The sequence below is a fragment of the Candidatus Sodalis pierantonius str. SOPE genome (assembly GCF_000517405.1).
Classification (GTDB): domain Bacteria; phylum Pseudomonadota; class Gammaproteobacteria; order Enterobacterales; family Enterobacteriaceae; genus Sodalis_C; species Sodalis_C pierantonii.
In genome coordinates this window covers 2,932,444-2,958,646 of record NZ_CP006568.1, presented here as the reverse complement: position 1 = coordinate 2,958,646, position 26,203 = coordinate 2,932,444, and the positions used below count along the sequence as shown (strand labels likewise).

Here is a 26,203-nt window from a genome sequence, read left to right as displayed (position 1 = left end):
AGGATGAAAACACGTCTGATTCTGGACAGTGCATTGGGCCAGGCCCGCAGCCATTTATTGCGGACAGTATTGGCTGATGCGGCGGGGAAAAGCGGGCTGCAGCTCGTCAACGACGACCCGGACGCCGAACTGTGGGTATTGGTGGGCGAAGGGGCCGGCGATGCGACGCTGAGCGGCAAGATTGCTTTTCAGGGAACGGTAGTGGCGGTGACGGCTTGTCCCACCGGCGTTGAGCATACCTTCATGGCGGCCGAGGCTATTGAAGCCGAGGCGAAAAAACGCGGCTGGTGGGTAAAGGTCGAAACCCGCGGGTCGGTCGGCGCCGGCAATGCCATCACGCCAGAGGAGGTGCGGGAGACGGATCTGGTGATTGTGGCGGCGGATATTGAAGTGGATCTCGCTAAATTCGCCGGCAAACCCATGTACCGGACCAGTACCGGGCTGGCGCTGAAAAAAACCGCTCAAACGCTGGATAACGCAGTGGCGCAAGCCCAAGTCTTCCAGCCTGCGGGACAGGGGGCGGCCGCCGAGGAGAAAAAGGGATCGCCGGGCGCCTACCGCCATCTGCTCACCGGCGTCTCCTATATGCTACCAATGGTGGTGGCGGGGGGGCTTTGCATCGCGCTGTCGTTCGTGTTCGGCATTCATGCCGCCGACGAGCCGGGCACCCTGGCCGCGGCGTTGATGCAGATTGGCAGCAAATCCGCCTTGGCGCTGATGGTGTCGGTACTGGCGGGGTTCATCGCCTTTTCTATCGCAGATCGTCCGGGTCTGACGCCGGGGCTGGTCGGGGGGGATGTTGGCGGTCAGCACCGGCGCGGGTTTTATCGGTGGCATTATCGCCGGTTTCCTGGCGGGCTATGTCGCCAAGCTTATCAGCAATAAACTGCCCCTGCCGCAAAGTATGGCGGCGCTGAAGCCCATCCTTATCATTCCGCTTATCGCGACCTTAGGTGACCGGTTTGGTGATGATTTATGTGGTGGGTACGCCGGTCGCCAAAATCCTGACCGCGCTGACGCACTGGCTCCAGGTCATGGGAACCGCTAACGCGGTGCTGCTGGGGGCTATTCTCGGTGCGATGATGTGCAGCGACATGGGTGGCCCCATCAACAAAGCCGCCTACGCTTTTGGCGTCGCGCTGCTCAGCACCCAGACCTATGGCCCGATGACGGCCATTATGGCCGCGGGTATGGTGCCGCCGTTGGGCATCGCGGTGGCCACGCTTATCGGACGCCGTAAGTTCGATGACACCCAGCGTGAAGCCGGCAAAGCCGCGTTTGTGCTTGGCCTGTGCTTTATTTCGGAAGGCGCGATCCCCTTCGCCGCTCGCGATCCGATGCGCGTTATCCTGCTTAGCATGGTGGCGGGCGCGCTGACCGGCGCCTTGTCGATGATGTTTGGCGCTACGCTGATGGCGCCGCACGGCGGGCTGTTCGTGCTGCTGATCCCGGGCGCCATCTCGCCGGTGACCGGCTATATCATCGCGATTGCCGCCGGTACTCTGTTGCTGGGTGTGCTGTACAGTCTGCTGAAACGTCCTGACGTAGAGGGGGCGCCGGCCTGACTTTCGCTATCCCAATGCCGGGAGAGCGAAAGCGCGCTGGTGAGGTAAAAATGCCTAGCGAGCCTCTGCCGGTACCCTCATGCCGGCATTAAGAGGCGTGTGGGCGCAAACGTCCTGACGCGCCGGGCAAAGGGGGCTGACCCGTTCGCCTGCCGGTACATCATCGCCCGCGAGGGCAGTTACGCTTAAAACGTCCTAACCGCGTGGCGCTATGGGACGGACGCATTACGGCCCGCAAGGTTATCCCGCGGGCCGTTTTCGTTGGCGCTTAGCTTTCGGCCGGCGTTGCGGCGGTGTTACCGCCGGCGGCCAATGCTTTCAGCCAGGCGATTTCCTGCGGCCAGATATCCGGCTTAACCGTTTCCAGAATCATCGGAATGCCGTCAAAGCGTTTATCGGCCATGATCCAAGCAAAGGTGGTTTTTCCTATTTTGCCCAGGGCGAGGCTGTGGTGGCGATCGACCCGGCTACCGCAGTCGGTTTTGGCATCGTTAAGATGCATCCCGCGCAAATAGTGGAAGCCGACGATATCGGCGAACGCCTTGAAGGTGTCGGCGCAGGCCGAGGCCGTGCGCAGATCATAACCGGCGGCAAAGGCGTGGCAGGTATCGATGCAGACGCCGACACGGTTTTTATCGTCGACGCGATCGATAATCACCGCCAGTTGCTCAAAACGAAAGCCCAGGTTGCTGCCCTGGCCGGCGGTGTTTTCGATGACGGCGGTAACGCCTTGGGTTTTCTCCAGCGCCAGATTAATAGAATCGGCGATGCGCGCTAGGCATTCATCTTCCGCGATCTGCTGTAAATGGCTGCTGGGATGAAAATTAAGCAGGCTGAGCCCCAGGTGCTCGCAGCGCTGCATTTCATCGATGAAGGCTTCGCGCGATTTCTCGAGCCCTTCGCGTGTGGGATGGCCGAGATTAATCAGGTAGCTGTCATGGGGAAGGATCTGGCGGGAAGCATAGCCATAGCGCTCGCAGGCGGCGCGGAAATTATCGATAGTCTCGGTGGTCAGCGCCGCCGCTTTCCATTGCCGCTGGTTCTTGGTGAAAAGTGCGAACGCTGTCGCCTTAAGGTCGTGTGCGCGCGCCACCGCCCGATCGACGCTTCCCGCTACGCTAACGTGCGCGCCGATAAACTTGTTTTCGCTCATCCTGGCTGGGCTCCCGGTTAAAGTGATGAAGAGAAGAAAAGAAATGATTATAGTTGGTTATCTCGTTGAAATGTTGGATTACTAAAGCTATGGCCATTACCCTGCGCCAGCTGGAAGTCTTTGCCAAAGTGCTGAAAAGCGGTTCGACCACCCAGGCCTCACAGATATTATCGTTGTCGCAGTCGGCGGTCAGCGCCGCGCTGACCGATCTGGAACAGCAGTTAAAAGTAAAATTGTTTGACCGCGTGGGCAAACGGCTGGTGCTCAATGAGCATGGGCGATTGCTCTATCCGCGCGCCGTTGCGCTGCTGGAGCAGGCGGGGGAGATAGGCACACTGTTCTCCCAGGGCAATGGCGCGTTGCGGCTGTTTGCCAGCAGTACCATCGGTAATTATATTTTGCCGGAGCTAATTGCCGGTTACCGGCGCGCGGTGCCCGACACGCCGCTGTCGCTGCAGGTGGGCAATAGTCAGGAGGTGATAAACGCCGTGGCGGATTTCCGCGTCGATCTGGGGCTGATTGAAGGACCAAGCCACCACCCGGATCTGGTGACCCGCCCCTGGCTCAACGACGAACTGGTGATTTTTGCCGCCCCCGACAACCCGCTGGCGGGGCGCCGGCTGGAATTGCCCGCGCTGGCGGACGCCCCCTGGATTTTGCGCGAGCGGGGCTCTGGCACCCGCGATATCGTCGACCATCTGCTGCTCTCGCGCTTGTCGCACTTTCATTTAGAAATGGAACTCGGCAATTCCGAGGCCATCAAACATGCGGTACGCCACGGATTGGGTATTAGCTGCCTGTCGCGCCGAGTGGTGGCAGAGGCGCTGGCGCTCGGCACCCTGGTGACCCTGGCGCCGCCGCTGCCGCCGCTTTATCGCACGCTGTATGTGGTGCATCACCGGCAGAAACACCTCTCCCACGCCCTGCAGCGGTTTATCGACTATTGTCAGCACGCCGCCGGCGCGGACGCCCGCTAACCGCCTCCTTCCCCAGACGGGGTGAAAGGTGAGCCACGTCTCCTTTATGGCGATAATCAACTGCAACGGCGCAGCGCAATGGCGTAAAAAACACCAAATTTGTCATATGACGATTATAATTTACCGTACATTATGAAGCTATCTTATAATTCGACTGCTTGATGGTGCGCGGCGGGAACGATTTGCTACAATCCCGCCTCGATTTTTGCAGAGACCCGTCAAACGCCATGTTTCACAAAACAACCCCTCCTTTGCCCAGCAGCGGACTGCGCCGCGAATTGAAAGCGCGCCATTTGACCATGATCGCCATTGGCGGCTCCATCGGCACCGGCCTCTTTGTTGCCTCCGGCGCAACCATATCCCAGGCGGGGCCGGGGGGGGGGGGCGCTGCTCTCGTATGCGTTGATTGGTCTGATGGTGTATTTCCTGATGACCAGCCTCGGCGAGTTGGCGGCCTATATGCCGGTGTCCGGCTCGTTTGCCACCTATCTATGGCGCGCGCTATGTAGAAGAGGGCTTCGGCTTCGCCCTCGGCTGGAACTATTGGTACAACTGGGCGGTCACCATCGCGGTGGATCTGGTGGCGTCGCAGTTGGTCATGAGCTATTGGTTTCCAACGGTCCCGGGCTGGATTTGGAGCGCGCTGTTCCTGGGCATCATATTTCTGCTCAACGTCATTTCGGTGAAAGGATTTGGCGAAGCGGAATACTGGTTTTCGCTGATAAAAGTCGTCACCGTGGTGGTGTTCATCGCGGTAGGCGTGCTGATGATTTTCGGCATTCTGCGCGGCGGCGAGCAGGCGGGCTGGCACAACTGGAGGGTGGGTGACGCGCCTTTTGCCGGCGGCTTCGCCTCAATGATTGGCGTCGCGATGATTGTCGGCTTCTCCTTTCAGGGTACCGAACTTATTGGTATCGCCGCCGGCGAATCGGCGGATCCGGCCAAGAATATTCCGCGGGCGGTTCGGCAGGTGTTCTGGCGAATCCTGCTATTTTATGTGCTGGCGATTCTGATTACCAGCCTGATAATTCCCTATACCAGCCCCGACCTGCTGCGCAATGAGGTGAAAGACATCGCCGTTAGCCCGTTTACGCTGGTATTCCGCAACGCCGGGCTGTTGTCGGCCGCGGCGGTGATGAACAGCATTATCCTGACGGCGGTCCTGTCGGCCGGCAATTCCGGCATGTACGCCTCGACGCGCATGCTATATACCCTGGCGTTGGAAGGCAAAGCGCCGAAGATCTTTGCGCGCCTGTCGCAAGGCGGGGTGCCCCGCTACGCGTTAGCCATGACGACCCTGGTCGCGGCGCTGTGCTTTCTCTCTTCTTTATATTCCAACCAAAAAGTGTACCTGTGGCTGCTTAACACCTCAGGCATGACGGGGTTCATCGCCTGGCTGGGGATCGCGGTCAGCCACTACCGATTCCGACGCGGCTACGAGAAGCAGGGGCGTAATCTTGCCACGCTGCCCTATCGGGCTGGACTGTTTCCGCTGGGGCCGGTGCTGGCGTTTATTTTGTGCCTGCTGATTACGCTTGGGCAAAACTATCAGGCGTTTTTGGCACAGACCATTGATTGGAATGGCGTTATCGCGACCTATATCGGTATCCCGCTGTTCCTGCTTATTTGGCTGGGCTACCGTTGGCGCCGCGGCAGCCGGCTGGTCCGTTATGAAGACATGACATTTCCCGATAGCCGGGACAACCGGTGATCGCGCGCCACCGGCCCGGTCTGGATGTGAGCTGCGGCGTGGCTGACCGGCGCCGTGGCGCTACCGCTGTCCGGTAAAGGCTTAATATGATTGATAAAGCTTATTATTTGCTTTATCGTTGATGCCTCATGACTGCCGCCCTGTCCGGCCCTCGCGCCTTTTCCGGCCGCGAGCCGGCGTGCGGCGCGTCCGACATTTGCCCTGACGCCGCTGATAGCGGACCGCGCCGGCACGACAGCCCTAAAATCAGCCTTTCAGATAGAGCGATGTGTATGACCTCCGAATCGAAGCCCGCGGCGCCAAACGTTCCGCAAACCGCCACGATGGGGCAGTATCGGTGTCTTTTGCGCCGGCGCCTGCTGCTGGCGGCGCTGGTAGCGGTAATTATCGCCTGCGTGCTGGTGGATTTCACCTTGGGCCCGTCGGGGCTGGGGCTGGACGTCTTGTTGAAAACGCTGCTTCATCCTCAGTTGGCGGACGGCGGTATGCGGGTGATTGTCTGGGATATCCGCCTGCCGTATGTGTTGATGGCGGTTGCGGTGGGCCTGTCACTGGGACTGGCCGGCGCGGAAATGCAGACTATCCTCAATAACCCTCTCGCCAGCCCCTTTACCTTGGGCGTGTCGTCGGCGGCGGTGTTCGGCGCCGCGTTGGCGATTATCCTGGGCATTGGCCTGCCCGGTTTGCCCGAGATCTGGTTTATTGCCTTTAATGAGTTTGTTTTCGCCCTGCTGGCGGCGCTGTTGCTGGATGCCGTAACGCGCTGGACTCGGGTGGCGACGTCCGGCGTGGTGCTGGTCGGTATCGCGCTGGTGTTTACCTTTAACGCGTTGGTGTCGATGATGTAGTTTATTGCCAGCGAAGATATGTTACAGGGGCTGGTGTTCTGGACCATGGGCAGCCTGGCGCGCGCGTCCTGGCCGAAATTAATGATAATGAGCGCGGCGTTTGCGCTGCTGCTGCCCTGGTCGCTGCACAGCGCCTGGAAGCTGACCGCGCTGCGGTTGGGCGAGGATCGGGCGATAAGCTTTGGTATCGACGTCAAGCGCTTGCGTCTGGGGACGCTGTTGCGTATCAGCATCCTGTCGGCGCTGGCGGTGGCGTTCGTCGGGACTATCGGTTTTATCGGACTGGTGGCGCCCCATATTGCGCGGCTGATGTTCGGCGAAGATCACCGCTTTTATCTGCCCGCCAGCGCGCTGCTGGGGGCGTTGGTCTTGTCGATGGCGTCGGTGGCGTCTAAAAATATCGTGCCTGGCACGCTGATTCCCGTCGGTATCGTGACCTCGCTGGTCGGGGTGCCCATTTTTCTTAGCATCATTTTGCGCCACCGGAGGAATTTGTGACCACGGGACTGCGTATCGCCGGCTTTTGCGCCGGTTATCCGAAACGTCGGGTGATCGACCATCTCGACGTTCCCTGCCTGCCGCGCGGTCAAATCAGCGTGCTTTTAGGGCCTAACGGCTGTGGTAAATCCACGCTGCTGCGATCGCTGGCCGGTTTGAATCCGGCGCGCGGCCAACTTTGGCTAGGGGATGAGGATCTGCTGCAATTGCCGTTTGCCCGGCGAGCGGAGAAGGTGGTGTATCTGCCGCAGAGCCTGCCCGCCGGCGTCCATTTGCAGGTGCTGGAATCGGTCATCATGGCGCAGCGCGCCTCCGGCGGCCGCGCCCACCAGGCTGATGAACACGAGGTGATGGCGTTGCTAGCGCGGTTGGGCATCGCGCATTTGGCGTTCCACTATCTGGACAAGCTTTCCGGCGGCCAGAAGCAATTGGTGGGACTGGCGCAATCGCTGATACGCCAGCCGGCGATGTTGTTGCTCGACGAACCCCTTAGCGCGCTGGATCTTAATTATCAATATCATGTTATGTCGCTCATGCAGATTCCGACGTATCCGATCAGCTGTTCCAGCGACATCCGATCAGTTATTCCGATATTTTCCGATCACCCATTCCAGTGATATTCGTTCACGTGTTCGCTCATCTTCTGACTCGGGTTTAGTCTATTTTTCCTGTGCTGGCTACTCCTTGCTCTTTGCGTAGTGATTCGCCTTTAAGTTCCAGTCTATAGCTGGAGTGTACTAACCGATCGAGTAACGCGTCAGCTGTCGTGGGGTTTTCTATCAGTCCATACCATTTTTTCACCGGCAGTTGACTGATCAGGATGCTGCTGCTTTTGTCGTAGCGATCTTCCATCACCTCCAACAGCATCGTTGCCTGCATCGGACTTATTGATTCTAGGCCCACGTCGTCCAAGATCAGTAACTCTATTTTTTCTAACTGCTTAAGCTGTTTTAGATAGGTCCCGTCTACCTGACACTGGTGAAGATGGGCCAGCAACCGACCCACTCGCCAGTAACGCACGCTATATTGCTGCCGGCATGCCTGCTCACCAAGCGCACAACTGAGCCAGGTTTTGCCCGTACCTGTTGGCCCCGTGATGAGTATGCTTTTCTGATATTTCAGATATTGTCCCCCTAGCAGATCTCGCATCTGTTCCGGTGTCACTCCTCGGCTAGGGATATAGCGGATATCTTCCGGTTTTGCCTGCAAGCGCATTTGCGATTGCCGTCGCAGACGGAATATGTGGTTGTTTTTTCTATGCAAATTTTCCGCTTCTACCATCAGCAACAACCGCTCCTCGAACCCCAGCTCCCCATAACTCCCCGGGAGTTCGCGTTGCGTCTCCAACGCCTGGACCATTGCCGACAACTTCAGCTCTCGCAGAGCCATTAACAGTATATCCATATTTATTCTCCTTAGTGATAACTGTCCGGACCTCGGAGGTTTTCGTGAACCAGCATTGATACGCCGGCTCCGTCCTGGGTGACCTCACTTTCACGACCGTGTTTCAATACGTTGGCTATGAAAGAGCGGTTAATGCACCCTTTCTCCAACGCCAGCGCGCAGGCCTTCTCCAGTCGCGTCGTCTCATAGCGCCGTTGCAGATTGAGTAGCCCCAGCACGGAGCGGTAAGCCTGCTCCGGATGGGCTTTGCTCTTTTGGATGGACTCGACCACTTTCAGTGTGCACACACCCACCGACAGCGCCCAACTGCACAGCCTTTCCGGCGTCCACTGACTCTGCCCCTTATGGTTAGCCGACATGTGCGCCGCCTGAGTCGTGTGCCTATAGGCGTTATCGCTGCGAGGGTGCGTAGCCACGCAGACGCCCTTATGGTGGATTTGCACCAGCCGTTGGGTGGTGATGACGTCAACGCGCTCGCCAACCAGCGGATGCGGCACCGAGTACCAGTTTTTGCCGTAGTCTATGTGGTAATCAGGTCCCACTCGGGCAACGAGATACTCACTGTATTCCCATTGTGTGGGCGGTAGAGGCCCAAGAGCCGGTTTGTCCAGCTGCTCGAAGCGTTCAAGGCGACTTTGTCCGCCGTAATGACGCATCGGGCGCAAATTCAACTCATGATTGAGTTCTCGTATCACCTGGTTGAGTTCGGCCAGCGAGTAGAACCTACGTTTACGCAACCGGGCCAAAACCCAGCGTTCTACCAGCTGCACAGTTGATTCTGCCTTCGCCTTGTCTTTCGGTTTTCTCGGGCGCGCCGGTAGCACCACTGTCTCATAGTGATTTGCCAGCGCCTGGTAGCTCTGGTTTATGACCGGCTCATAGCGGTCAGGGGTGCTGACAGCGCTGCGCAGATTATCAGGTATCATCAGCTCCGGAACCCCACCCATGAAGTGCAGGCAGCGGCTATTGGCGTTGAGCCACGATGCCATGTCCTGGCCTTCACAGGCTTCGATATACGCATAGCCTGACACGCCCATGGCAGCGACGAAGATAGCGACCTGGCGTACGCTACCGGTCGCAGGGTTGACGATAGGTACGGTGGGGCCACAGAAGTCGATGAAGAGCTTTTCACCAGCCTTGTGCTCCATGCGCATGGAACGCCGCTGCTTCTTTTTCCAGTCACGGAACAGTGCACAAAACTGTGAGTAACCGTGGGCATCACCGCCCACGGCGGACTGATATTCCATCCAGAGCAGCTGCTTGGTCATGCCCTTGCGGCTTAACTCGGTATCGATATCAAGCCAGCTGGGTAAGGTATTGATAACTTTTCCGGATTTGCCGGGATAGAGCAGGCGGTCGAGGTCGACGGGGGACAGTTCCGCCGGCAATGGCCAGACCAGGTTAGCTACCGTGAATCGGCCGAGGATATCGTGCACGGTAGTACAGCCTATGCCGAGCGCTGCTGCGATAGTGCGATTCGAGCGCCGCTGCTCGAATTTCATACGTAAAACATTAATATAGATGCACATTTCCGTTCTCGCTTTCTTCTTTTTACGTGCCATGCCCCCGGAAGCTAAAAGTCTCCAGAGTATGGCGGAACAGAAGATGAGCGATCGGACAGAATCGGAATCGCTGATCGGGCGACCGGAATCAGTGATCGGATGAAATCAGAATTAGTGATCGGGTGAAATCGGAATCAGTGATCGGATGTGACCGGAACCAGCAGCTCATCGGTAACGAAACCCGGCGGCGGAATATGGTCACCCTGATGGTGGTGCATGATATCAATATCGCGCTGCGCCACGGTCACCATGCGCTGATGCTGCGCGATGGCCGCTTGTTGGCGGATGGCGCGCCTGAACGGGTGATTACCCCCGCAAGCCTTGCCAGCGTGTATGGCGTCAGAGGGCGTATCGAACGTTGTTCACAAGGGCGGCCGCAGGTGTTGATTGACGGTCTGGTCAATCCGCCGGAGCCGATTTAGAGGGTGAAACGCGGCGCGCCGAACGCGCGGCGCAAAACAGCCTTTTGGCGGCAAAAAGAAACCCAGACGCCGCCGTGGACCCGCATCCATTACGGTTTTACTCCACCTTCTTTCCTTTGCAGTAAGGCGATAGGCCGCCAAAGGCCCATTATAACGGCGTGTTGTTTCCTTAAGGCTGGGCGCTATCGCCTATCGCGCTGGCGTTGACGCTCCCTCTCGGCGCCTCCCTTTAGGGCAAAGCGGCGGCGCTTGCCCCTTTTTTTGGCATGCACGGCAGCGCCTTCGCCACCGAGAGATAAACCGTACTCCCATTTACTTCACTACCGCCCGGGCACACTTTTAAGCGTAAGCGCTCTGGTGTCGCGGGTCCGTTGCGTTTCACGTCAGTCGCGCGATCGCTAAACGCGCCGCAAAATCACGGGGCGCAACCGCTCCTCATTAAAGCAAATAGTTATGATAATGAGATCGATTTTTATTTATATAAAAAGTATTTTCTTACAATGGCTCACGCAATTAAGGCAAAGTGGCAACACCATAAGGAAATTTTGTCATGCGTAACAGAGTCACGCCCTGTGCCATGCTCCTGTCGATGGCGACCTTAACCTCCTCGCTGGCCGGCGCAGCCCAGTCAGATCCGACCACGGACACCGTGGTGGTCACCGCCGCCGGCTTCCAACAAAAAATCGAGGATTCCGCCGCCTCAATTTCGGTTATTTCGCGTGAAACCCTGGAAAATAAGGCCTATACCGATGTCACCGACGCGCTTAAGGATGTCCCGGGCATGGTGGTCACCGGCGGTGGCAGCCGCAGCGACATCAGCATTCGCGGTATGGCCGCCAAGTACACGCTGATCCCGGTGGACGGCAAACGCGTCGACACCCGCGGCACGCGTCCCAATAGCGATGGTCCCGGCATTGAACAAGGCTGGTTGCCCCCGTTGGCGGCGATTGAGCGAATCGAGGTGGTGCGCGGTCCTATGTCCTCTTTGTACGGCTTCGACGCCATGGGCGGGGTGATTAATATCATCACCCGTAAGGTCGGCAAATCCTGGCAAACCTCCGTGCGTAGCGAGGCCGTATGGCAAGAAGACCGTCGTTCTGGGGATATTTACCAATCCAATCTTTATACCGCCGGGCCGCTGATTGATGGCTTGCTGGGGGTCAAACTCAACGGCCTACTGTCGCGCCGCGGCGAGGATCGCATTATCGAAGGGTACAATGGCCAGCGTATGAAGAGCGGCGGCGTCACCTTCACACTGACGCCGGACGACGCTAACAGTTTCGATCTGGATCTGGGGCATTTTGTTCAGGATCGAAATAGGTCTCCCGGTAAATCTCTCTCCGCGGGCAACCCTCCTAGCGATGTGTGCTATACGCGTAACAACTACGCACTCACGCATTACGGTAACTATGACGGCGGCATGACCACCAGTTATTTGCAGCGGGAGGAAACCCGCAATCCGTCTCGGAAAATGGAAACGGCTAACGCCCTGCTGAATACCCAGAATGCGTTCTATCTTGGCAATCATACCCTTAGAGTCGGCGGACAATATCGTTACGAGACCCTAAAAGATCAAGGCAACCAATTGGCCTCTGCCCGTAGCCTCAACGAATTGAACCGCAGGAGCTGGGCGCTGTCCGCCGAGGATGAATGGCTGATGACCCAGGACTTTGCCCTGACCACCGGCTTGCGCATCAATCGCGACGAAAATTACGGTAGCCACTGGACGCCTCGGCTGTATGGTGTCTGGCATTTGACCGAAACATGGACGCTGAAGGGCGGCGTCTCCGGCGGCTACCGCTCGCCGGAGTTGCGTCAGGCCGTGGCGGAGTGGGGGCAGATCACCGGCGGGGGCGGCACGCCGGCCATCATTATCGGCAACCCCAATCTGAAACCGGAAAAAAGCCTCAATCAGGAAATCGCGCTGTTATGGGATAACCACCGCTATTTAAATGCCGGCGTCACGGTGTTTAATACCGATTACCGCGATAAAATTACCGAAGTACGCAGCTGCACCGATCCCAGCGGCACGGCCTCCGGCGCCTGCACAATTGGCGGCATTAACTATAAATTTATCAGCCACCGGGTCAACGTGGATAAAGCCCGGGTTCGCGGCGTTGAGGCGACCTTTAACTGGACGATAACGCCGGCGTGGTCGCTGGCCTCCAGTTACACCTTCACTGAAACCGAACAGCGGAGCGGCGAATTCAGCGGTAACCCGTTGAATGAAATGCCGAAGCATATGATTAACGCCATGCTGAATTGGCAAACCACCCCTGATATCGCCAGTTGGCTGCGGGTCAATCACCGGGGACAAAGCTCGGCTTATCTTAGTCGTACCAGCATGAGTGAAGGCCGGCCATCCTATACTTTTGTCGATGTGGGCGCTAGTTGGCGGGTGATGAAACAGCTGCAACTGCAGGCGGGGGTGTATAACCTGCTGGACAAGCGCGTGGATTATGTCACCTACGGTCGCGTACTGGACGGTAGACGCTACCTGCTCGGCGCCAATATCGACTTTTGATCGACAGTGCCGGGGTGCGGGTGCGCGGCAAAGGGAAAGCCGGTGGGTAAACCGGCAGGGCGATGGCCAGGCGGCCCACCGCTCACGCCCGGCGGTTTCCCTTCCACCGGGCGGAGCGGCCTCCTTCTGATTAGGCGTGCAGATAGCCGGCGTGAAAACGCAAATGATCGTCGATAAAGCTGGCGATAAAGAAATAGCTATGGTCATAGCCCGGCTGGATGCGTAACGTCAGCGGCCATTGGCGCTGGCGCGCCAGCGTGGCCCATTTTTCCGGCTGTAGCTGTTCCGGTAAAAACGGGTCGGCATCGCCTTGGTCAATCAACACCGGCAGCGGCTGCACGTCGTCGCCGGCAAGCAGCCGGCAGCTGTCCCATTGCCGCCACTGTGCCTCGTCCTGGCCCAAATACTCGCCGAACGCTTTGCGGCCCCAGGACACCTCGCTGGGGTTAACGCTCGGCGCAAAGGCCGACGTCGAGCAATACCGTCCCGGATGACGCCGCGCCATTAACAGCGCGCCGTGGTCGCCCATCGAATGCCCCATAATGGACTGCCGATCACCCGTCCTGAACTGCTGGCGGATGAGCGCCGGCAGTTCGTCGCTGAGATAGTCGAACATGCGGTAATGGGATGACCAGGGCGGGATCGTGGCGTTGAGATAAAAACCCGCGCCTTGACCCAAATTGTACGCCTCGTCATCCGCCACCGCCTCACCGCGTGGGCTGGTATCGGGCATCACCAGCAGCAAATTCAGATCGGCGGCAAGGCGTTGCGCGCCCGCTTTGGTGGTGAAGTTTTCATCGTTGCAGGTCAGCCAGGACAACTAGAATATCACCTGCGGTGGCCGTTTATCCGCGGCCTCCGGCGGCACAAAGACGCTATAAGTCATCGGGACGCCGGTTGCCTGCGACGGGTGCCGATAGCGATATTGCCATCCGCCGTGCAGGCGGTGGGCGGCAATGCGTTCGACGCTTGTGCTCATCGCACTCTCCTTGTGTCACTGGTCAAAATGGATGACGGAACGAATTGATTTACCTTCATGCATGAGGCTGAACGCGTCATTAATCGCCTCAAGCCCCATGGTGTGGGTGATAAAATCGTTGAGCTGAAATTCGCCTTTTAGGTAGCGTTCGACGATGCCGGGCAACTGCGAGCGGCCTTTTACGCCGCCGAAAGCGGAACCGCGCCAAACGCGACCGGTCACCAATTGGAACGGCCGGGTGGCGATTTCCTCCCCGGCGCCGGCAACCCCGATGATGACCGATTCGCCCCAGCCTTTATGGCAGCACTCCAGCGCCGAACGCATCACATTGACGTTGCCGATACATTCAAAGGAAAAGTCGACGCCGCCGTCGGTCAGTTCAACAATCACGTCCTGGATCGGGCGATCGTAATCCTGCGGATTAATCAGATCGGTGGCGCCAAGTTTGCGGGCCAAATCGAATTTACTGGTATTGATATCGATACCGATAATCCTGCCGGTGCCGGCCATGTGGGCGCCGATAATGGCCGACAGGCCGATGCCGCCCAGGCCAAAAATGGCGACGGAATTACCCGGCTGGACTTTGGTGGTATTCATCACCGCGCCCATGCCGGTGGTCACGCCTTCACCCAGCGCTTCCACCACGCCGCCGCCTTCATGACCCAGAATGGCCGGGAACACGCCTTCGGGATCCTTGCCTGATAGCGTATAGGCGTCGGTATGGCAGACGCCGCTGGCAACGATGCGTACCAGGACTTCGCCTTTTTGCGGCGGCATCAGATCGACTTCGGTGACCGCCAGAGGCTGGTTCGGCCCCCAGGCGACGACGGCGCAGAAACAGCGTCGTCGGTGGTGGCATCGTGCCATTCAATGATAAGCTGTTTTAATGCCTCCACGTTGGGCCCGAAAGCGTCGCGCCGCCAAATGAGCCAGGTCGCTGCGTCGTCGATGTGGCGCGGCAGCGGGTGTACTTTGACCCGCTCGCGGCCGGGCAATTGTTCCAGCACCGACAAGGGCAGCAGCGCTACCCCGGCGCCGCTGGCCACGCAGGCCTGCATCGCATGATAGGATTGAATTTCCATCGCCGCGCCGGGATTGACGCCATCAGCGTAAAACCAGCTTTCCAATTTTTGCCGATAAGAGCAACTGTGGCGGAACGCAAACACCGTCTGACCGGCGATGTCCTTGGCGGAGGTGATGTCGTCTTGATCCGGGCTTGAGATCAACCCCAGCGTTTCGCGAAAGCTGACGCAACCGTGGATATCGTCATACTCCACCGGGCCGTCCACCAGCACCGCCGCCAGCGTACCGGCACGCACCCCGGCGACAATCTCACCGGAGGTGCCGGTAATCAGCGACAAGGAGACCTGGGGAAACCGTTGATGGTACGTGGCCTGCAACCCCGGCAGCCGGGTGGTGGCGGTGCTCTCCATCGACCCCAGCGGGAAGCGTCCGTCCGGTTCGCCCGCTCGGCTCATCGCGATGGCCTCCTCACTTAACGCCAGGATACGGGTGGCGTAGCACAGGAAATTATGCCCCATCGGCGACAGCCGCAGCCGCTGTTTCTCGCGGATGAATAGATCGGGGCCCAGTTCGTCTTCCAACTGACGTAGCCGGGTGGTCAAGTTGGAGGGGACCCGGTGAAGCTGCTCGGCGGCACGGGCCAGGGAACCGGTTTCAGCGACGCTGCAAAACATTTTCAGTTGGGTAAGGTCCATATCTTCTCATTTCGTCATTAACTTGGTCTGAATTATTCATTTTCCGTGATTCTGGCGATCGGACATTCTTTTGGCAACAACAATGGGTAGTCACGGAGTTAAGATGGCCATAAAGGTGGCATTAAGCGGTTTTCTGGCGTTGTTAGTGGCCATGGGGATAGGGCGTTTTGCTTTCACGCCGCAGGTGCCGCTCATGATAGCGGACGGTCAGCTTACCCTGACCAGCGCGGCGCTGGTGGCGGCCTTCAATTATCTTGGTTATTTGCTGGGGGCCTTTGATGCAATGCGTGCCCGGCGCGGTTTGGAAAAACGGCTGTGGTTCGGGGTCTGGGGGGCGGTAGCCTTGACGGTGTTGTCCGCATGCGCGCATCAGCTCTGGAGCCATGCCGCGCTGCGGCTTATCATCGGTTGGGCCAGCGGTTGGGCGATGGTGCTGGTGGCGGCCTGGACCAACGATCAACTGCTGCGCCTGCGCCGCCCGGCGTTAAGCGCGGCGGTGTTCGCCGGGCCCGGCGCGGGTATTTTTGTCAGCGGCATGCTGGCGATGTTGCTGCACTATTGCCGCGGTACTTATCGCTATCATTAGCCGTAATTTACCCCGAAGCGGCACGCTGGTGTATCCTACCCAAGCGGTAAGCTTGCCGACGCTGAGCCTGCCGTTGAAAAAACTGGTATGGAGCTATTTTCTGGCGGGCTTCGGCTATATCCTGCTCGCCACCTTCCTATCGCAGATGGAGGCGCAGCGCTTTCCCGGCAGCGCCTTTGGCCAATGGGTATGGCCGGTATTTGGCGCCGCCAGCGTCGCCGGCATCGTACTCGGTATCCTCACCCGCCACCGGTTGTCCGCCGGCCGCCGCCTGGCGCTGACGTTGTGGGCGCAGGGCCTCGGGGTCTTGCTGATGATTAGCTTGCCCGGTATCGGCAGCCTGATTATCGGCGCGCTGCTGACCGGCGGCGGCTTTCTTAGCGTCGTGCAACTCACGCTCGAATCTAGCCGCCGACAGGCACCGGACCACCTGCGCTACATGGCGGGGCTGTTGACCTGCGGCTATGCGCTGGGGCAACTGGCGGGCCCCGTGCTGTCCGCGGTATCCACCTGGTTGACCGGGCGCCTTGAGCCGGCATTGCTGGCGTCGATGCTGGAGCTGACCGTTGCCGGCATATTGGCGTGGCGCCAACCATAGCAGGCTAAGTTGTCACGAGTCAGCTATCATGAAACACATTCACTGGATTATCCCCGCGCACTCCACTAGAGTGTTGCCCATTCTGCGGTTAACCTCGCGGGAGCGAATCGGCTGCTGGAGAAGAATGAATATGGTAACGCTGACAAAAGAGGCCTCGCAGGTACGCGAAGCTTTACTGGCCCGAGGACTCGAAACACCGCTGCGGGGCGAGGTGCTGGACAACGAAGTGCGCAAACGTCTTATCGCCGAGCACATGACGGCCATTATGACGCTGCTTAACCTCGACTTGACCGATGACAGCCTGGCGGAAACGCCGCATCGCATCGCCAAGATGTACGTAGAAGAGGTGTGCGCCGGCCTGGATTACGCCAATTTTCCCAAAATTACGGTCATCGAAAACAAGATGAAAGTGGATGAAATGGTCACGGTGCGTGATATTACGCTGACCAGCACCTGTGAACATCACTTTGTGATTATCGACGGCAAGGCGACGGTCTCGTATATTCCCAAACACTGCGTCATTGGGCTGTCGAAAATCAATCGTATCGTGCAGTTCTTTGTCCAACGGCCGCAGGTGCAGGAGCGGCTGACGCAGCAGATCCTGCTGGCGCTGCAAACGCTGCTCGGCACCAATAACGTGGCGGTCTCCATTGATGCCGTGCATTATTGCGTCAAAGCGCGGGGGATCCGCGACGCCACCAGCACCACCACTACCACATCGCTGGGCGGACTGTTTAAATCCAGTCAAAATACCCGCCAGGAATTTTTGCGTGCTGTCACGCATCATAACGGTTAATCTGTTGTTAACCCTCAATTACGGCGTCGCTAGCGCCGTCTGACAGAAGAGATTAGCCATGCGGCAGCGCATCGCGATGTTGGATTGCGCGCGCGGGATTGCCATTTTGGGCATCCTGCTGATGAACATCACCGCCTTTGGGCTGCCGAAAGCGGCTTACCTCAACCCCGCCTATGCCGGCAACATTACCCGCGGCGAAGCCTGGACCTGGGCCGTGCTGGATATGGTGGCGCAGGTGAAATTCCTCACCTTGTTCGCCCTCTTGTTTGGCGGTGGGCTGGTGCTGCTGTTACCGCGCGGAACGCGCTGGATCCGAGCGCGGCTGTTCTGGTTAATGGGTTTTGGTCTCCTTCACGCCATCTTCTTCTGGGATGGCGATATTTTGCTGGATTACGGCCTGGTGGGCCTGCTGTGTTTGGGGCTGATTCGCCGGGCGCCCAGCGATCGCAATGTGATCGCCACCGGTACCGTGTTGTATCTATTAGGGGTCATGTTACTATTGATTTTTCAGCTGTTGCTGGGCTCTCAGCCTCCCGGCCGTTTCTGGCTGCCCGATATTGCCAACCGCGTCTATGAACATTATTGGCAAACCGTCGGCGGCCCGGAAGCCTGGCGTGAGCGGGTCAACCTGCTGCACGGCAGTCTGCTGGCGATGGCGTCGCAATATGGCTGGCAGCTGGCCGGCGCAATGTTGATTTGCGCGGGGCTCATGCGCAACGGTTGGCTGGCCGGCCGCCGTGCGCCGGCGCATTACCGACGAATGGCGCTGTGGCTTATCCCTACGGGCCTGATTATCAACCTGCCGGCGGTAGTGGCCCAGTGGCAACTGGGTTGGGATTATCTCTGGTGCGGCTTTCTATTGCAGATGCCGCGGGAAATTAGTGCACCGTTTCAGGTGTTGGGCTATGTCGCCCTGCTGTACGGATTCTGGCCGCGATTGGCCGATAAGACGGTGATCCGTCTCCTGAGCAATGTCGGAAGAATGGCGTTGACCAATTATCTGCTCCAAACCCTCCTCTGTACGCTATTGTTTAATCAGTTGGGGCTCTTCATGGCCTATGACCGGCTGCAACTGATGATGTTTGTGCCGGCGGTTTGGCTGGTGAATATGGCGGTATCCGCCCTGTGGCTGAGACATTTTCGTCAGGGGCCCATGGAGAGCGTATGGCGCCATTTAACGCGGTTGACCGGCGGCGCGCCGCAGCCGAACACGTCGTCTTGAGCGCGTTTTACCGTGCGCCGTCGTCACCCCGGCGCGGCGCGAACGCTCCGCCCGCCGTGGCGCATGCCGCGGCAGCCGTCCGCGCCATCGTCCCCTGACTTTTTACCGAAGAATGCGGTTGCCGCCCGCTTTCGCGGCCAGGCTACCGGTTCGGTTGAACATGCCGGTCAAAATGCGGTCTATTACCCTCATCGACCCGCTATGACCGTGGCGGCCCTGCGTGTTTCGTCACGCGCTGGCCTGCGCCGGTTAGCCGGTCGATGACACGGGCACCCGCAGGGATGCCGAACGGATGACCTCTTGGTTACTGGGATCGCGGGTAATGAAAATTTTGGTGATTGAGGACGATAAACTTCTGCGGGAAGGGTTGCGGCAGGCGCTGGAGCAGGAGCGTTTCGCCTGTGAGTGCGCCACCGACTTGCGTCAAAGCGAGTCGCTATTGGGCGCCATGTCGTATAGCCTGATTATTCTCGATTTAGGTTTGCCGGACGGCGATGGGATGACCCTGCTGGAACAACTTCGCCGGCGGGGGAACGACGTGCCGGTATTGATACTGACCGCGCGTGACGCGATTGATGAGCGGGTACGCGGCCTGGAGACCCTGTACACGATTCTGTGTAAATGCCTTTTCTCAGAAGTGATCGTCCAGGCGGTCACCGAACTCGATAATAAAGCGGCTCATTGCTATGCGCCAGTCCCTCAAAGGCATTGTCCATTTCTGTGAGGCCGCCTGTATCGCCAGCCACACCACCTTTTTCACTGCGTCGTCGGTCGGGAACACCTTGCGCTTTTTCATGGCATGCCGGATCACGCTGTTTAACGACTCGATGGCGTTGGTCGTGTAGATCACCTTGCGGATGTCCGTTGGGTAGGCAAAGAACGTGGCCAGATTGGCCCAGTTTGCCTGCCAGCTTCGACTTATTTGCGGGTAGCGGATGTCCCAGGCATTGGAGAACGCTTCCAGCGCCTGCACGCCGGCTTCTTCCGTAGGGGCCTGATAGATAGCTTTCAGGTCGCGGGTGACGGCCTTGTAGTCCTTCCAGGAGACGAACCGCAGGCTGTTGTGCACCATATGCACGATACACAGCTGGAGCCGCGCCTCCGGATCGGATACACCGCGTTAATAGCGTCAGGGAAACCTTTCAGCCCGTCTACGCAGGCGATAAGGATATCGTTCAGGCCGCGGTTTTTCAGCTCTGTCAGCACGTTCAGCCAGAACTTTGCGCCTTCATTTTCGGCCAGCCACATACCTAGCAACTCTTTCTGGCCTTCGATGTTGATGCCCAGTGCCAGGAACACAGATTTGTTGATGATGCGGCTGTCCTGCCGGACTTTTAGAACGATACAGTCAAGATAAACAATGGGATAGACTGCATCCAGAGGCCGGTTTTGCCATTCGACAACCTGCTCCATGACCGCATCGGTGACCTTTGAGACCAGCGCCGGCGAGACATCGGCGTCATACAGCTCTTTAGAACGCGGCGGCGATCTCGCGGGTGGTCATCCCTTTGGCGTACAACGATAAAATCTGGTTATCCATCCCGGTAATCCGGGTCTGGTTCTTCTTCACCAGTTGCGGTTCAAAGGAACCGTCACGATCGCGCGCGGAGTACGCAGCGCCAGCGGGCCATCGCCAGTGGTAACGGTTTTTGTGGAATAGCCGTTGCGGGCGTTGGTCCCCGGTTTAGGCTGATTTTTATCGTAGCCGAGGTGCTGGGTCATTTCGGCATTGAGAGCTGCTTCGACGCTGATTTTTTTCAGCAGCCGATCGAAGTGACTGAGATCTTCAGGGGTTTTGAGATTTTTGGCCAGTTCGTTAGCCAGAGCCTGCAACTGTTTTTCGTCCATAAATTAACCTGTTTTTGATGTTGAATTGAACATATCAAAATCAGGCAAATACACAAATTTCTAAACAGGCTCCTGAATTGACCACATAGTCCTGCTTACCGTCATCAAAGAGCAATTTGCTGGAATCCACCACGCGATTTTCCCATTTCTGGTGAGTTTGTACCTGGCCCTGCTCGCGACTGATTCGCTTCGAGCTGTCAATGCGCTGTTCCCAATCCGCGCGAATTTCATGGCGGAATTGATTGTTAGCCGCTTTGGCGGTGCGCAAATCTAAACGATGCTGGATCTGCTCAGGATAGCGATATTGGAAATGTTTTAACCGTATATGATGAGGCCAGATGAGGTTGGGGAACTTGCCGACCGGCCATAGGCTGTCTTCTTTCCACTCGCGGTTTCTATACTTAACGAACCGCGCCTCGGAACTGTTACAGGCGAAAAATTTAAGTGCATCGATCGACGCACCATCACGATAACGTTCCGGATAGAGATGATAGGCTTTGTTGAATAAATCGAACTTTTAGGTGACTGGCGGCTCTGATCACTACATTCGTTTCAAAATCAGGTCCCCATGGCAAAGCAAAAGTTTAAAATCACCAACTGGCCCGCATACAACAATGCGCTCAGGCAGCGGGGGGACATGACAGTATGGCTTGATGAGTCAGCCATTGCTGCATGGACTGAGAGTACACCACCTGAACATCGTGGCCGGCCGCTTCACTACACCGATATGGCCATTACCACGGTTCTGATGATAAAGCGCGTGTTTAACCTTTCGCTCCGGGCGTTACAGGGTTTCGTTGACGCGATTTTTAAACTGATGGGGCTGTCGCTGCGCTGCCCAGATTACTCTCTGGTCAGCCGGCGAGCAAAAACCGTCGACATCAGCATAAAAACGCCAACCCGCGGCGAAATCTCACACCTGGTCATCGATGGCACCGGCCTGAAAATCTTCGGCGAAGGCGAATGGAAAGTCAGGCAGCATGGGGCTGAGAGGCGCAGAGTATGGCGCAAGCTTCATCTGGCAGTAGATAGCGCGACACATGAAATTATCTGTGCCGATTTATCGCTAAGCGGTACGACAGATGCGCAGGCGCTGCCCGGGCTGATTAACCAAACCCACCGGAAAATCAGGGAAGCGTCGGCTGACAGTGCTTACGATACGCGTTACTGTCATGATGCTCTGCTGAGGAAAAAAATAAAGCCGCTTATCCCACCGCGAAGTGGTGCGCAATATTGGCCAGCTCGATACCATGAGCGTAACCATGCGGTGGCAAATCAGCATCTGAGCGGCAATAACGATACCTGGAAAAAGAAAGTAGGTTATCACCGGCGTTCACTGGCTGAAACGGCCATGTTCCGGTTTAAAACACTTCTGGGTGGTCATCTGAGTCTGCATGACTATGACGCGCAGGTAGGTGAGGCTATGGCAATGGTCAAAGCGCTTAACCGGATCACGTTGTTAGGAATGCCAAACAGCGTCCGCATCATGTAACAATCGCCCTGATAGGGAGGAAGTCGTCACAAATTTCGGATTTATTCAACAAAGCGGAGATGATATTCCTCAACATCTTTCTCGGTGAAATAATATTGAAAACTGGCACATTGAACAATATCGTATTGCTTGCCGATCTTGGCGAGAAACTCGCGCGGATCATCAATATAGAATTCATCAGAGTCCAGCCGGCACCACCAATCGCCATCCTGCGCCTGTTCACGAAATTTATTATATGCGCGCGATCGTAGCCCGTCGGTAAATTCATCGGTGATCTGACCGTAGACTTCCACTTTCTCCCAATGGCGGAATTTTTGATCGATAAGCTCCCAGGTTCCATCCGTGCTGGCATGATCAATCAGAAAAATTTTATCGACCCAAGGCAGCGCGGCGAGTAGCGCTCTTTCCAGGACGTCGATTTCATCTTTCACCATACAAATTGCAAATATTTTCATTTATATTTACACCAGTTGGCCGGACCGCTAAGCAAGCCTAATCAGCACTAAGTCCATTTCAAAGTAAAATCAATGAGTTGCAGTCAAGAAATCCATTAAAAATTTCAGTATCCATTACGTTTCGTTATTGCTGGACCAATTTTGGTATTGCGCATCACGCTATATACCTTGTTACGACGCAATACGCATGACGTTCATTGAAAATTATCACTTTTTGAGTATAACTTTTTATCCTCAGGCACAACAGACGCGACCGGCAAAATCAGATTTTTCTTTGGCTTAGGTATTAAGCAGGGCATGGGGGCATCGATAGCGGTGGAGTGAGGTCTTTGGATTTCCCGCTGCACGGCGAAACTGGTCACGCATGATGGCGTGTGTCCTACTTGACGCTCGATCATGCTGACCCGCTTGGGATGGGGCGCGGTATATCCCCGTGGCGGCGGCCTTTCCGCATCTGTTGCGCAATAGAGCCGTAGGTACAATCTTTCCGCTTTTGGCGCGGAATACAACCCTGGGCGCGGACAATCTCAAGCTAACGCGCTATATCCGGGGGAGGGGCTTTTCTCGTTCTCGCGCGATATACCCGCGTAGGTACTGCCTCTATCGGCCGGGCGCCATCGGCAATGTTCTGTGCTTTCCCCACCCAGCGTTCCGCTTTGGCAATCAAGGGATATGGTAATCAAAGAGAAATAGTTACAACATACTGTAACGTTTCATTTTTATCTTCTTTCTCCTTCTTGAAGCGGTCAGATAGCTAGCTTTAGTGATGTAAGCGCTTTCTGTCCTGTGAGCTGATTCACGCTGCGTTTAATTTAAATCCGTTAGAATAAGCGTAGATGTTTCGTAATTGTTATCACAAGGAATGAGAAACATGAGGGAAGAGCTGATTGTATGACAACGATTCGTGATGTGGCCCGCCTGGCGGGTGTGTCAGTGGCAACCGTTTCTCGGGTGTTAAATGACAGCGCGTCTGCCAGTAAGCAGGCGAGGGAGCGCGTTCTCTCAGCGGTATTCCAATTAGGCTATCGTCCTAACGCCAATGCGCAGGCGCTGGCTAATCAGAGCAGCGATACCATCGGGGTGGTGGTCATGGACGTCTCCGACCCCTTCTTTGGCGCGTTGGTCAAAGCGGTGGATGATGTGGCGCAGCGGCACCGCAAAAACGTCCTGATCAGCAACAGCTATCATCAGGCGGATAAAGAGCGCCACGCCATTGAGGTTTTGATTCGCCAGCGCTGCAGCGCCCTGGTGGTGCATGCCAAAATGCTCAGCGACGAGGAACTTATCGCTTTTATGCAAAGCGAGCCGGGAATGGTATTGGTCAATCGTATCGTGCCCGGTTATGAGCACCGCTGCGTCGGTCTGGACAATGTGGCCGGCGCATTGATGGCGACGCGGATGCTGCTTAAGCAAGGGCACCGCAATATTGGCTATATCGGCTCTAATCATGATATCGAAGACCAGCACCAGCGGCGCCAGGGTTATCTGCTGGCGATGAATGAGGCGGGCATTAAGCCGCAGCAAAGCTGGCAGGTCAGGGCGGATCCTTATCTCCACGGCGGCGAACAGGCGATGGTGGAGCTCTTGGGTCGTAACCAGCAGCTAAGCGCGGTATTTGTCTATAACGACAGTATGGCGGTAGGGGCGCTGGCGACTCTGAAAGAAAACGTTATCACCGTGCCGGCGCACTTTTCCGTCATCGGTTTTGACGACCTTCCCATGTCCCGCTACACCAGTCCGCATTTGACCACGGTGCGTTATCCCGTGTGCATGATGGCGGTAGCGGCGACAGAACTGGCGTTAAAAGGGACCGCCGGGCAACTTGATCAGAGCCAAACCCATCTCTATATGCCGACGCTGGTACGTCGCCATTCGGTGGCGCCGCGTCAAACTGTGACGGCGATCGCTGCTTCGTCACAAGATGAAATATAACCGGTTTCAAAGTGTGAGAATATTTACATTATATTAACATCCCTCCCGATATGCTGTAGCCGTTCTCCCGTCAGACATGGATAAACGAGTCGTTCGGAATGACTCCGGGTGGCGCGACTGCTACGGTCCGTGATGCCGTCTGGCGGGGCTATCCGGCCTGGCCCCTTTATTTGCTATAACCTGAAAGCATTGCAAGATACTCACTGAGTTCTACCCTACTGATATCCAGAGAGACCAATGAATAAGAAGGTATTTTCCCTTACCGCTCTGGCAGCCGGCCTGATGTTTTCCATGGCCGCGCAGGCCGCCAACGTCCGTATTGGCGTGACTATCTATAAGTATGACGATAACTTTATGTCGGTGCTACGCAAAACGCTTGAAAAAGACGCCAAAGACAGTTTAGGCGTGACGCTTTTGATGAATGACTCCCAGAACGATCAGTCCAAACAGAACGACCAAATTGATGTGCTGATTGCCAAAGGGGTCAAAGCGTTGGCTGTCAACCTGGTGGATCCCGCGGCCGCGCCTGTCGTGATTCAGAAGGCGCGCGGCAATGACATTCCCGTGGTGTTCTACAACAAAGAGCCGAGCCGCAAAGATTTGGACAGCTACGACAAGGCCTACTATGTCGGTACCGATTCTAAAGAATCCGGCATTATTCAAGGTGAGCTGATCGCCAAACATTGGAAAGCCCACCCCGATTGGGATCTGAACAAAGACGGCGTCATCCAGTATGTCATGCTGAAAGGCGAACCGGGACATCCGGATGCGGAGGCGCGCGCTAGCTACGTCATCAAGACCCTGAACGATCAGGAAAAATTAAAGACTCAGCAGTTGCAGCTCGATACCGCCATGTGGGACACCGTCCAGGCGAAGGACAAAGTCGACACTTGGCTCTCCGGGCCTAACGCCAACAAGATTGAAGTGGTGATTGCCAAATAACGACGCCATGGCCATGGGCGCCGTAGAAGCCCTCAAAGCCCATAATAAGAGCAGTATCCCGGTATTTGGCGTAGACGGGCTGCCGGAAGCCCTGGCGCTGGTTAAATCGGGCGCGATGGCCGGTACCGTGCTTAACGACGCCGACAACCAGGCCAAAGCGACATTCGATCTGGCGAAAAACTTGGCTGAAGGCAAAGGCGCCGCCGACGGCACCCAATGGAAGCTGGACAATAAAGTTGTCCGTATCCCTTATTTTGGCATCGATAAAGACAACTTGGCGCAATTCAAAAAATAAAACCTGATACCCCCGCCGACTCCGGCGAGGGAATGAAACTTGTCTATTTTTGAGCTGGTGTAACTATGGCCGACATTACGACCGAACAGCATCGCGAATGGCTGCTGGATATGAAAGATATCAGCAAATCATTTCCTGGCGTGAAAGCGTTGGATAACGTTAATCTCAATGTCCGTTCCCATTCTATTCATGCCCTGATGGGGGAAAATGGTGCGGGCAAATCGACGTTATTAAAATGCCTCTTCGGTATTTACAGCAAAGATGCGGGAAGCATCATTTTTCAGGGACAGGAAGTTAATTTCAAGAACTCGAAAGAAGCGCTGGAGCAAGGGGTTTCCATGGTGCATCAGGAGATTAACCTGGTGCTGCAGCGTACCGTGATGGACAATATGTGGCTTGGTCGCTACCCCCGCAAAGGGCTATTCGTCGACTATAAGAAAATGTATCAGGACACCAAGACTATTTTTGAAGAGTTGGACATCGATATCGATCCACGTGATAAAGTCGCCACCCTGTCCGTGTCCCAGATGCAGATGATCGAGATAGCCAAGGCGTTTTCCTACGACGCTAAAATCGTCATTATGGACGAGCCCACCTCGTCGCTGACCGAAAAAGAAGTCAATCATCTCTTCGCTTTGTTGAATAAATCCGAAATTTGTGACGACTTCCTCCCTAT

The 26,203-nt window shown here is 56.6% G+C and carries 15 protein-coding genes and 10 pseudogenes; 15 read left to right on the top strand and 10 right to left on the bottom strand.

What is annotated here, in order from left to right:
- Positions 1 to 3: 3 nt before the first annotated feature.
- Positions 4 to 1,565, top strand: a pseudogene (gene fruA / locus SOPEG_RS14910) (PTS fructose transporter subunit IIBC).
- Positions 1,566 to 1,833: 268 nt separating this feature from the next.
- Here the strand turns inward: fruA and nfo are convergent.
- Positions 1,834 to 2,718: a deoxyribonuclease IV gene (gene nfo / locus SOPEG_RS14905; protein ID WP_025245942.1), complete on the bottom strand. Its 885-nt coding sequence runs from the start codon at positions 2,716 to 2,718 to the stop codon at positions 1,834 to 1,836.
- Between the two features lie 89 nt (positions 2,719 to 2,807).
- Here nfo and yieE point away from each other — a divergent pair, with 89 nt between their 5' ends.
- The 4 genes and pseudogenes from yieE to SOPEG_RS14885 form a co-directional block, all read left to right on the top strand.
- A complete protein-coding gene (yieE, locus tag SOPEG_RS14900) occupies positions 2,808 to 3,695 on the top strand; it encodes a DNA-binding transcriptional regulator YeiE (RefSeq protein ID WP_025245941.1) in 888 nt (295 codons plus the stop codon).
- Positions 3,696 to 3,922: 227 nt separating this feature from the next.
- Positions 3,923 to 5,406 (top strand): annotated as a pseudogene (locus tag SOPEG_RS14895) (amino acid permease).
- A gap of 323 nt (positions 5,407 to 5,729) precedes the next feature.
- A pseudogene (locus tag SOPEG_RS14890) lies at positions 5,730 to 6,752 on the top strand (FecCD family ABC transporter permease).
- Positions 6,749 to 7,300, top strand: a pseudogene (locus tag SOPEG_RS14885) (ABC transporter ATP-binding protein); the annotation flags it as partial. The pseudogenes SOPEG_RS14890 and SOPEG_RS14885, both read left to right, overlap by 4 nt.
- Positions 7,301 to 7,406: 106 nt before the next feature.
- Here the strand turns inward: SOPEG_RS14885 and istB are convergent.
- The gene (gene istB, locus SOPEG_RS14880; RefSeq protein WP_025245939.1) at positions 7,407 to 8,156 is read right to left on the bottom strand and encodes an IS21-like element ISSoEn3 family helper ATPase IstB; all 750 of its coding nucleotides are present in this window, start codon (positions 8,154 to 8,156) and stop codon (positions 7,407 to 7,409) included.
- A gap of 11 nt (positions 8,157 to 8,167) precedes the next feature.
- Positions 8,168 to 9,718, bottom strand: coding sequence for an IS21-like element ISSoEn3 family transposase (gene istA, locus SOPEG_RS14875; protein WP_081743024.1), 1,551 nt, complete (start codon positions 9,716 to 9,718; stop codon positions 8,168 to 8,170).
- A 164-nt stretch (positions 9,719 to 9,882) separates the two neighbouring features.
- Between istA and SOPEG_RS14870 the strand changes: the two are divergent.
- Both SOPEG_RS14870 and SOPEG_RS14865 read left to right on the top strand, forming a co-directional pair.
- A pseudogene (locus SOPEG_RS14870) lies at positions 9,883 to 10,140 on the top strand (ABC transporter ATP-binding protein); the annotation flags it as partial.
- 550 nt (positions 10,141 to 10,690) lie between these two features.
- Entirely contained in the window at positions 10,691 to 12,664 is a 1,974-nt protein-coding gene (locus SOPEG_RS14865) for a ligand-gated channel protein (protein ID WP_025245936.1), read from the top strand.
- Positions 12,665 to 12,794: 130 nt separating this feature from the next.
- Here the strand turns inward: SOPEG_RS14865 and fghA are convergent.
- The 3 genes and pseudogenes from fghA to ptrR all read right to left on the bottom strand — a co-directional run bounded on the left by fghA (position 12,795) and on the right by ptrR (position 15,361).
- Positions 12,795 to 13,643 (bottom strand): annotated as a pseudogene (gene fghA / locus SOPEG_RS14860) (S-formylglutathione hydrolase).
- A 15-nt stretch (positions 13,644 to 13,658) separates the two neighbouring features.
- On the bottom strand, positions 13,659 to 14,510 hold the full coding sequence (locus SOPEG_RS14855) for a zinc-binding dehydrogenase (protein WP_025245935.1): 852 nt from the start codon (positions 14,508 to 14,510) through the stop codon (positions 13,659 to 13,661).
- The gene (ptrR, locus tag SOPEG_RS14850; RefSeq protein ID WP_025245934.1) at positions 14,420 to 15,361 is read right to left on the bottom strand and encodes a putrescine utilization regulator PtrR; all 942 of its coding nucleotides are present in this window, start codon (positions 15,359 to 15,361) and stop codon (positions 14,420 to 14,422) included. The genes SOPEG_RS14855 and ptrR overlap by 91 nt, the downstream gene beginning before the upstream one ends.
- A gap of 103 nt (positions 15,362 to 15,464) precedes the next feature.
- Between ptrR and SOPEG_RS14845 the strand changes: the two are divergent.
- The 4 genes and pseudogenes from SOPEG_RS14845 to SOPEG_RS29795 all read left to right on the top strand — a co-directional run bounded on the left by SOPEG_RS14845 (position 15,465) and on the right by SOPEG_RS29795 (position 19,287).
- Positions 15,465 to 16,545, top strand: a pseudogene (locus SOPEG_RS14845) (YbfB/YjiJ family MFS transporter).
- Positions 16,546 to 16,675: 130 nt separating this feature from the next.
- The gene (folE, locus tag SOPEG_RS14840; protein WP_025245933.1) at positions 16,676 to 17,341 is read left to right on the top strand and encodes a GTP cyclohydrolase I FolE; all 666 of its coding nucleotides are present in this window, start codon (positions 16,676 to 16,678) and stop codon (positions 17,339 to 17,341) included.
- A gap of 58 nt (positions 17,342 to 17,399) precedes the next feature.
- Entirely contained in the window at positions 17,400 to 18,563 is a 1,164-nt protein-coding gene (gene yeiB / locus SOPEG_RS14835; RefSeq protein ID WP_025245932.1) for a DUF418 domain-containing protein YeiB, read from the top strand.
- A gap of 292 nt (positions 18,564 to 18,855) precedes the next feature.
- The gene (locus SOPEG_RS29795) at positions 18,856 to 19,287 is read left to right on the top strand and encodes a response regulator (RefSeq protein WP_236851501.1); all 432 of its coding nucleotides are present in this window, start codon (positions 18,856 to 18,858) and stop codon (positions 19,285 to 19,287) included.
- On the opposite strand, the pseudogene SOPEG_RS26495 reads toward SOPEG_RS29795, so the two are convergent.
- Together SOPEG_RS26495 and SOPEG_RS14815 are read right to left on the bottom strand one after the other, a co-directional pair.
- Positions 19,195 to 20,411: pseudogene (locus SOPEG_RS26495) on the bottom strand (IS256 family transposase). The gene SOPEG_RS29795 and the pseudogene SOPEG_RS26495 overlap by 93 nt on opposite strands.
- A gap of 40 nt (positions 20,412 to 20,451) precedes the next feature.
- Positions 20,452 to 20,679: a hypothetical protein gene (locus SOPEG_RS14815; protein ID WP_025245930.1), complete on the bottom strand. Its 228-nt coding sequence runs from the start codon at positions 20,677 to 20,679 to the stop codon at positions 20,452 to 20,454.
- A 300-nt stretch (positions 20,680 to 20,979) separates the two neighbouring features.
- Between SOPEG_RS14815 and SOPEG_RS14810 the strand changes: the two genes are divergently transcribed.
- On the top strand, positions 20,980 to 21,903 hold the full coding sequence (locus SOPEG_RS14810) for an IS5-like element ISSoEn1 family transposase (RefSeq protein ID WP_025243926.1): 924 nt from the start codon (positions 20,980 to 20,982) through the stop codon (positions 21,901 to 21,903).
- 41 nt (positions 21,904 to 21,944) lie between these two features.
- Here the strand turns inward: SOPEG_RS14810 and SOPEG_RS14805 are convergent, their stop codons facing one another.
- Both SOPEG_RS14805 and SOPEG_RS27665 read right to left on the bottom strand, forming a co-directional pair.
- Positions 21,945 to 22,358: a glycosyltransferase family 2 protein gene (locus tag SOPEG_RS14805; RefSeq protein WP_025245929.1), complete on the bottom strand. Its 414-nt coding sequence runs from the start codon at positions 22,356 to 22,358 to the stop codon at positions 21,945 to 21,947.
- Positions 22,359 to 22,552: 194 nt separating this feature from the next.
- Positions 22,553 to 22,756, bottom strand: a complete 204-nt coding sequence (locus tag SOPEG_RS27665) for a hypothetical protein (protein ID WP_148297095.1) — start codon at positions 22,754 to 22,756, stop codon at positions 22,553 to 22,555.
- Between the two features lie 493 nt (positions 22,757 to 23,249).
- Here SOPEG_RS27665 and galS point away from each other — a divergent pair, with 493 nt between their 5' ends.
- The 3 genes and pseudogenes from galS to SOPEG_RS14790 all read left to right on the top strand — a co-directional run.
- Positions 23,250 to 24,290: an HTH-type transcriptional regulator GalS gene (gene galS, locus SOPEG_RS14800; RefSeq protein ID WP_025245928.1), complete on the top strand. Its 1,041-nt coding sequence runs from the start codon at positions 23,250 to 23,252 to the stop codon at positions 24,288 to 24,290.
- A gap of 237 nt (positions 24,291 to 24,527) precedes the next feature.
- Positions 24,528 to 25,527: pseudogene (gene mglB, locus SOPEG_RS14795) on the top strand (galactose/glucose ABC transporter substrate-binding protein MglB).
- Between the two features lie 65 nt (positions 25,528 to 25,592).
- Positions 25,593 to 26,174, top strand: a pseudogene (locus SOPEG_RS14790) (ATP-binding cassette domain-containing protein); the annotation flags it as partial.
- Between the last annotated feature and the right edge of the window lie 29 nt (positions 26,175 to 26,203).

Excerpts from the sequence above, each read along its gene's own strand:
- SOPEG_RS14805 (WP_025245929.1), bottom strand. The coding sequence starts at position 22,358 with ATGAAAATATTTGCAATTTGTATGGTGAAAGATGAAATCGACGTCCTG.
- yeiB (WP_025245932.1), top strand. The coding sequence starts at position 17,400 with ATGCGGCAGCGCATCGCGATGTTGGATTGCGCGCGCGGGATTGCCATT.
- SOPEG_RS14865 (WP_025245936.1), top strand. The coding sequence starts at position 10,691 with ATGCGTAACAGAGTCACGCCCTGTGCCATGCTCCTGTCGATGGCGACC.
- SOPEG_RS14855 (WP_025245935.1), bottom strand. The coding sequence starts at position 14,510 with ATGGCACGATGCCACCACCGACGACGCTGTTTCTGCGCCGTCGTCGCC.
- istB (WP_025245939.1), bottom strand. The coding sequence starts at position 8,156 with ATGGATATACTGTTAATGGCTCTGCGAGAGCTGAAGTTGTCGGCAATG.
- folE (WP_025245933.1), top strand. The coding sequence starts at position 16,676 with ATGGTAACGCTGACAAAAGAGGCCTCGCAGGTACGCGAAGCTTTACTG.
- ptrR (WP_025245934.1), bottom strand. The coding sequence starts at position 15,361 with ATGGACCTTACCCAACTGAAAATGTTTTGCAGCGTCGCTGAAACCGGT.
- galS (WP_025245928.1), top strand. The coding sequence starts at position 23,250 with ATGACAACGATTCGTGATGTGGCCCGCCTGGCGGGTGTGTCAGTGGCA.
- SOPEG_RS29795 (WP_236851501.1), top strand. The coding sequence starts at position 18,856 with ATGACCTCTTGGTTACTGGGATCGCGGGTAATGAAAATTTTGGTGATT.
- nfo (WP_025245942.1), bottom strand. The coding sequence starts at position 2,718 with ATGAGCGAAAACAAGTTTATCGGCGCGCACGTTAGCGTAGCGGGAAGC.
- istA (WP_081743024.1), bottom strand. The coding sequence starts at position 9,718 with ATGGCACGTAAAAAGAAGAAAGCGAGAACGGAAATGTGCATCTATATT.
- SOPEG_RS27665 (WP_148297095.1), bottom strand. The coding sequence starts at position 22,756 with ATGATCGAGCGTCAAGTAGGACACACGCCATCATGCGTGACCAGTTTC.
- yieE (WP_025245941.1), top strand. The coding sequence starts at position 2,808 with ATGGCCATTACCCTGCGCCAGCTGGAAGTCTTTGCCAAAGTGCTGAAA.
- SOPEG_RS14810 (WP_025243926.1), top strand. The coding sequence starts at position 20,980 with ATGGCAAAGCAAAAGTTTAAAATCACCAACTGGCCCGCATACAACAAT.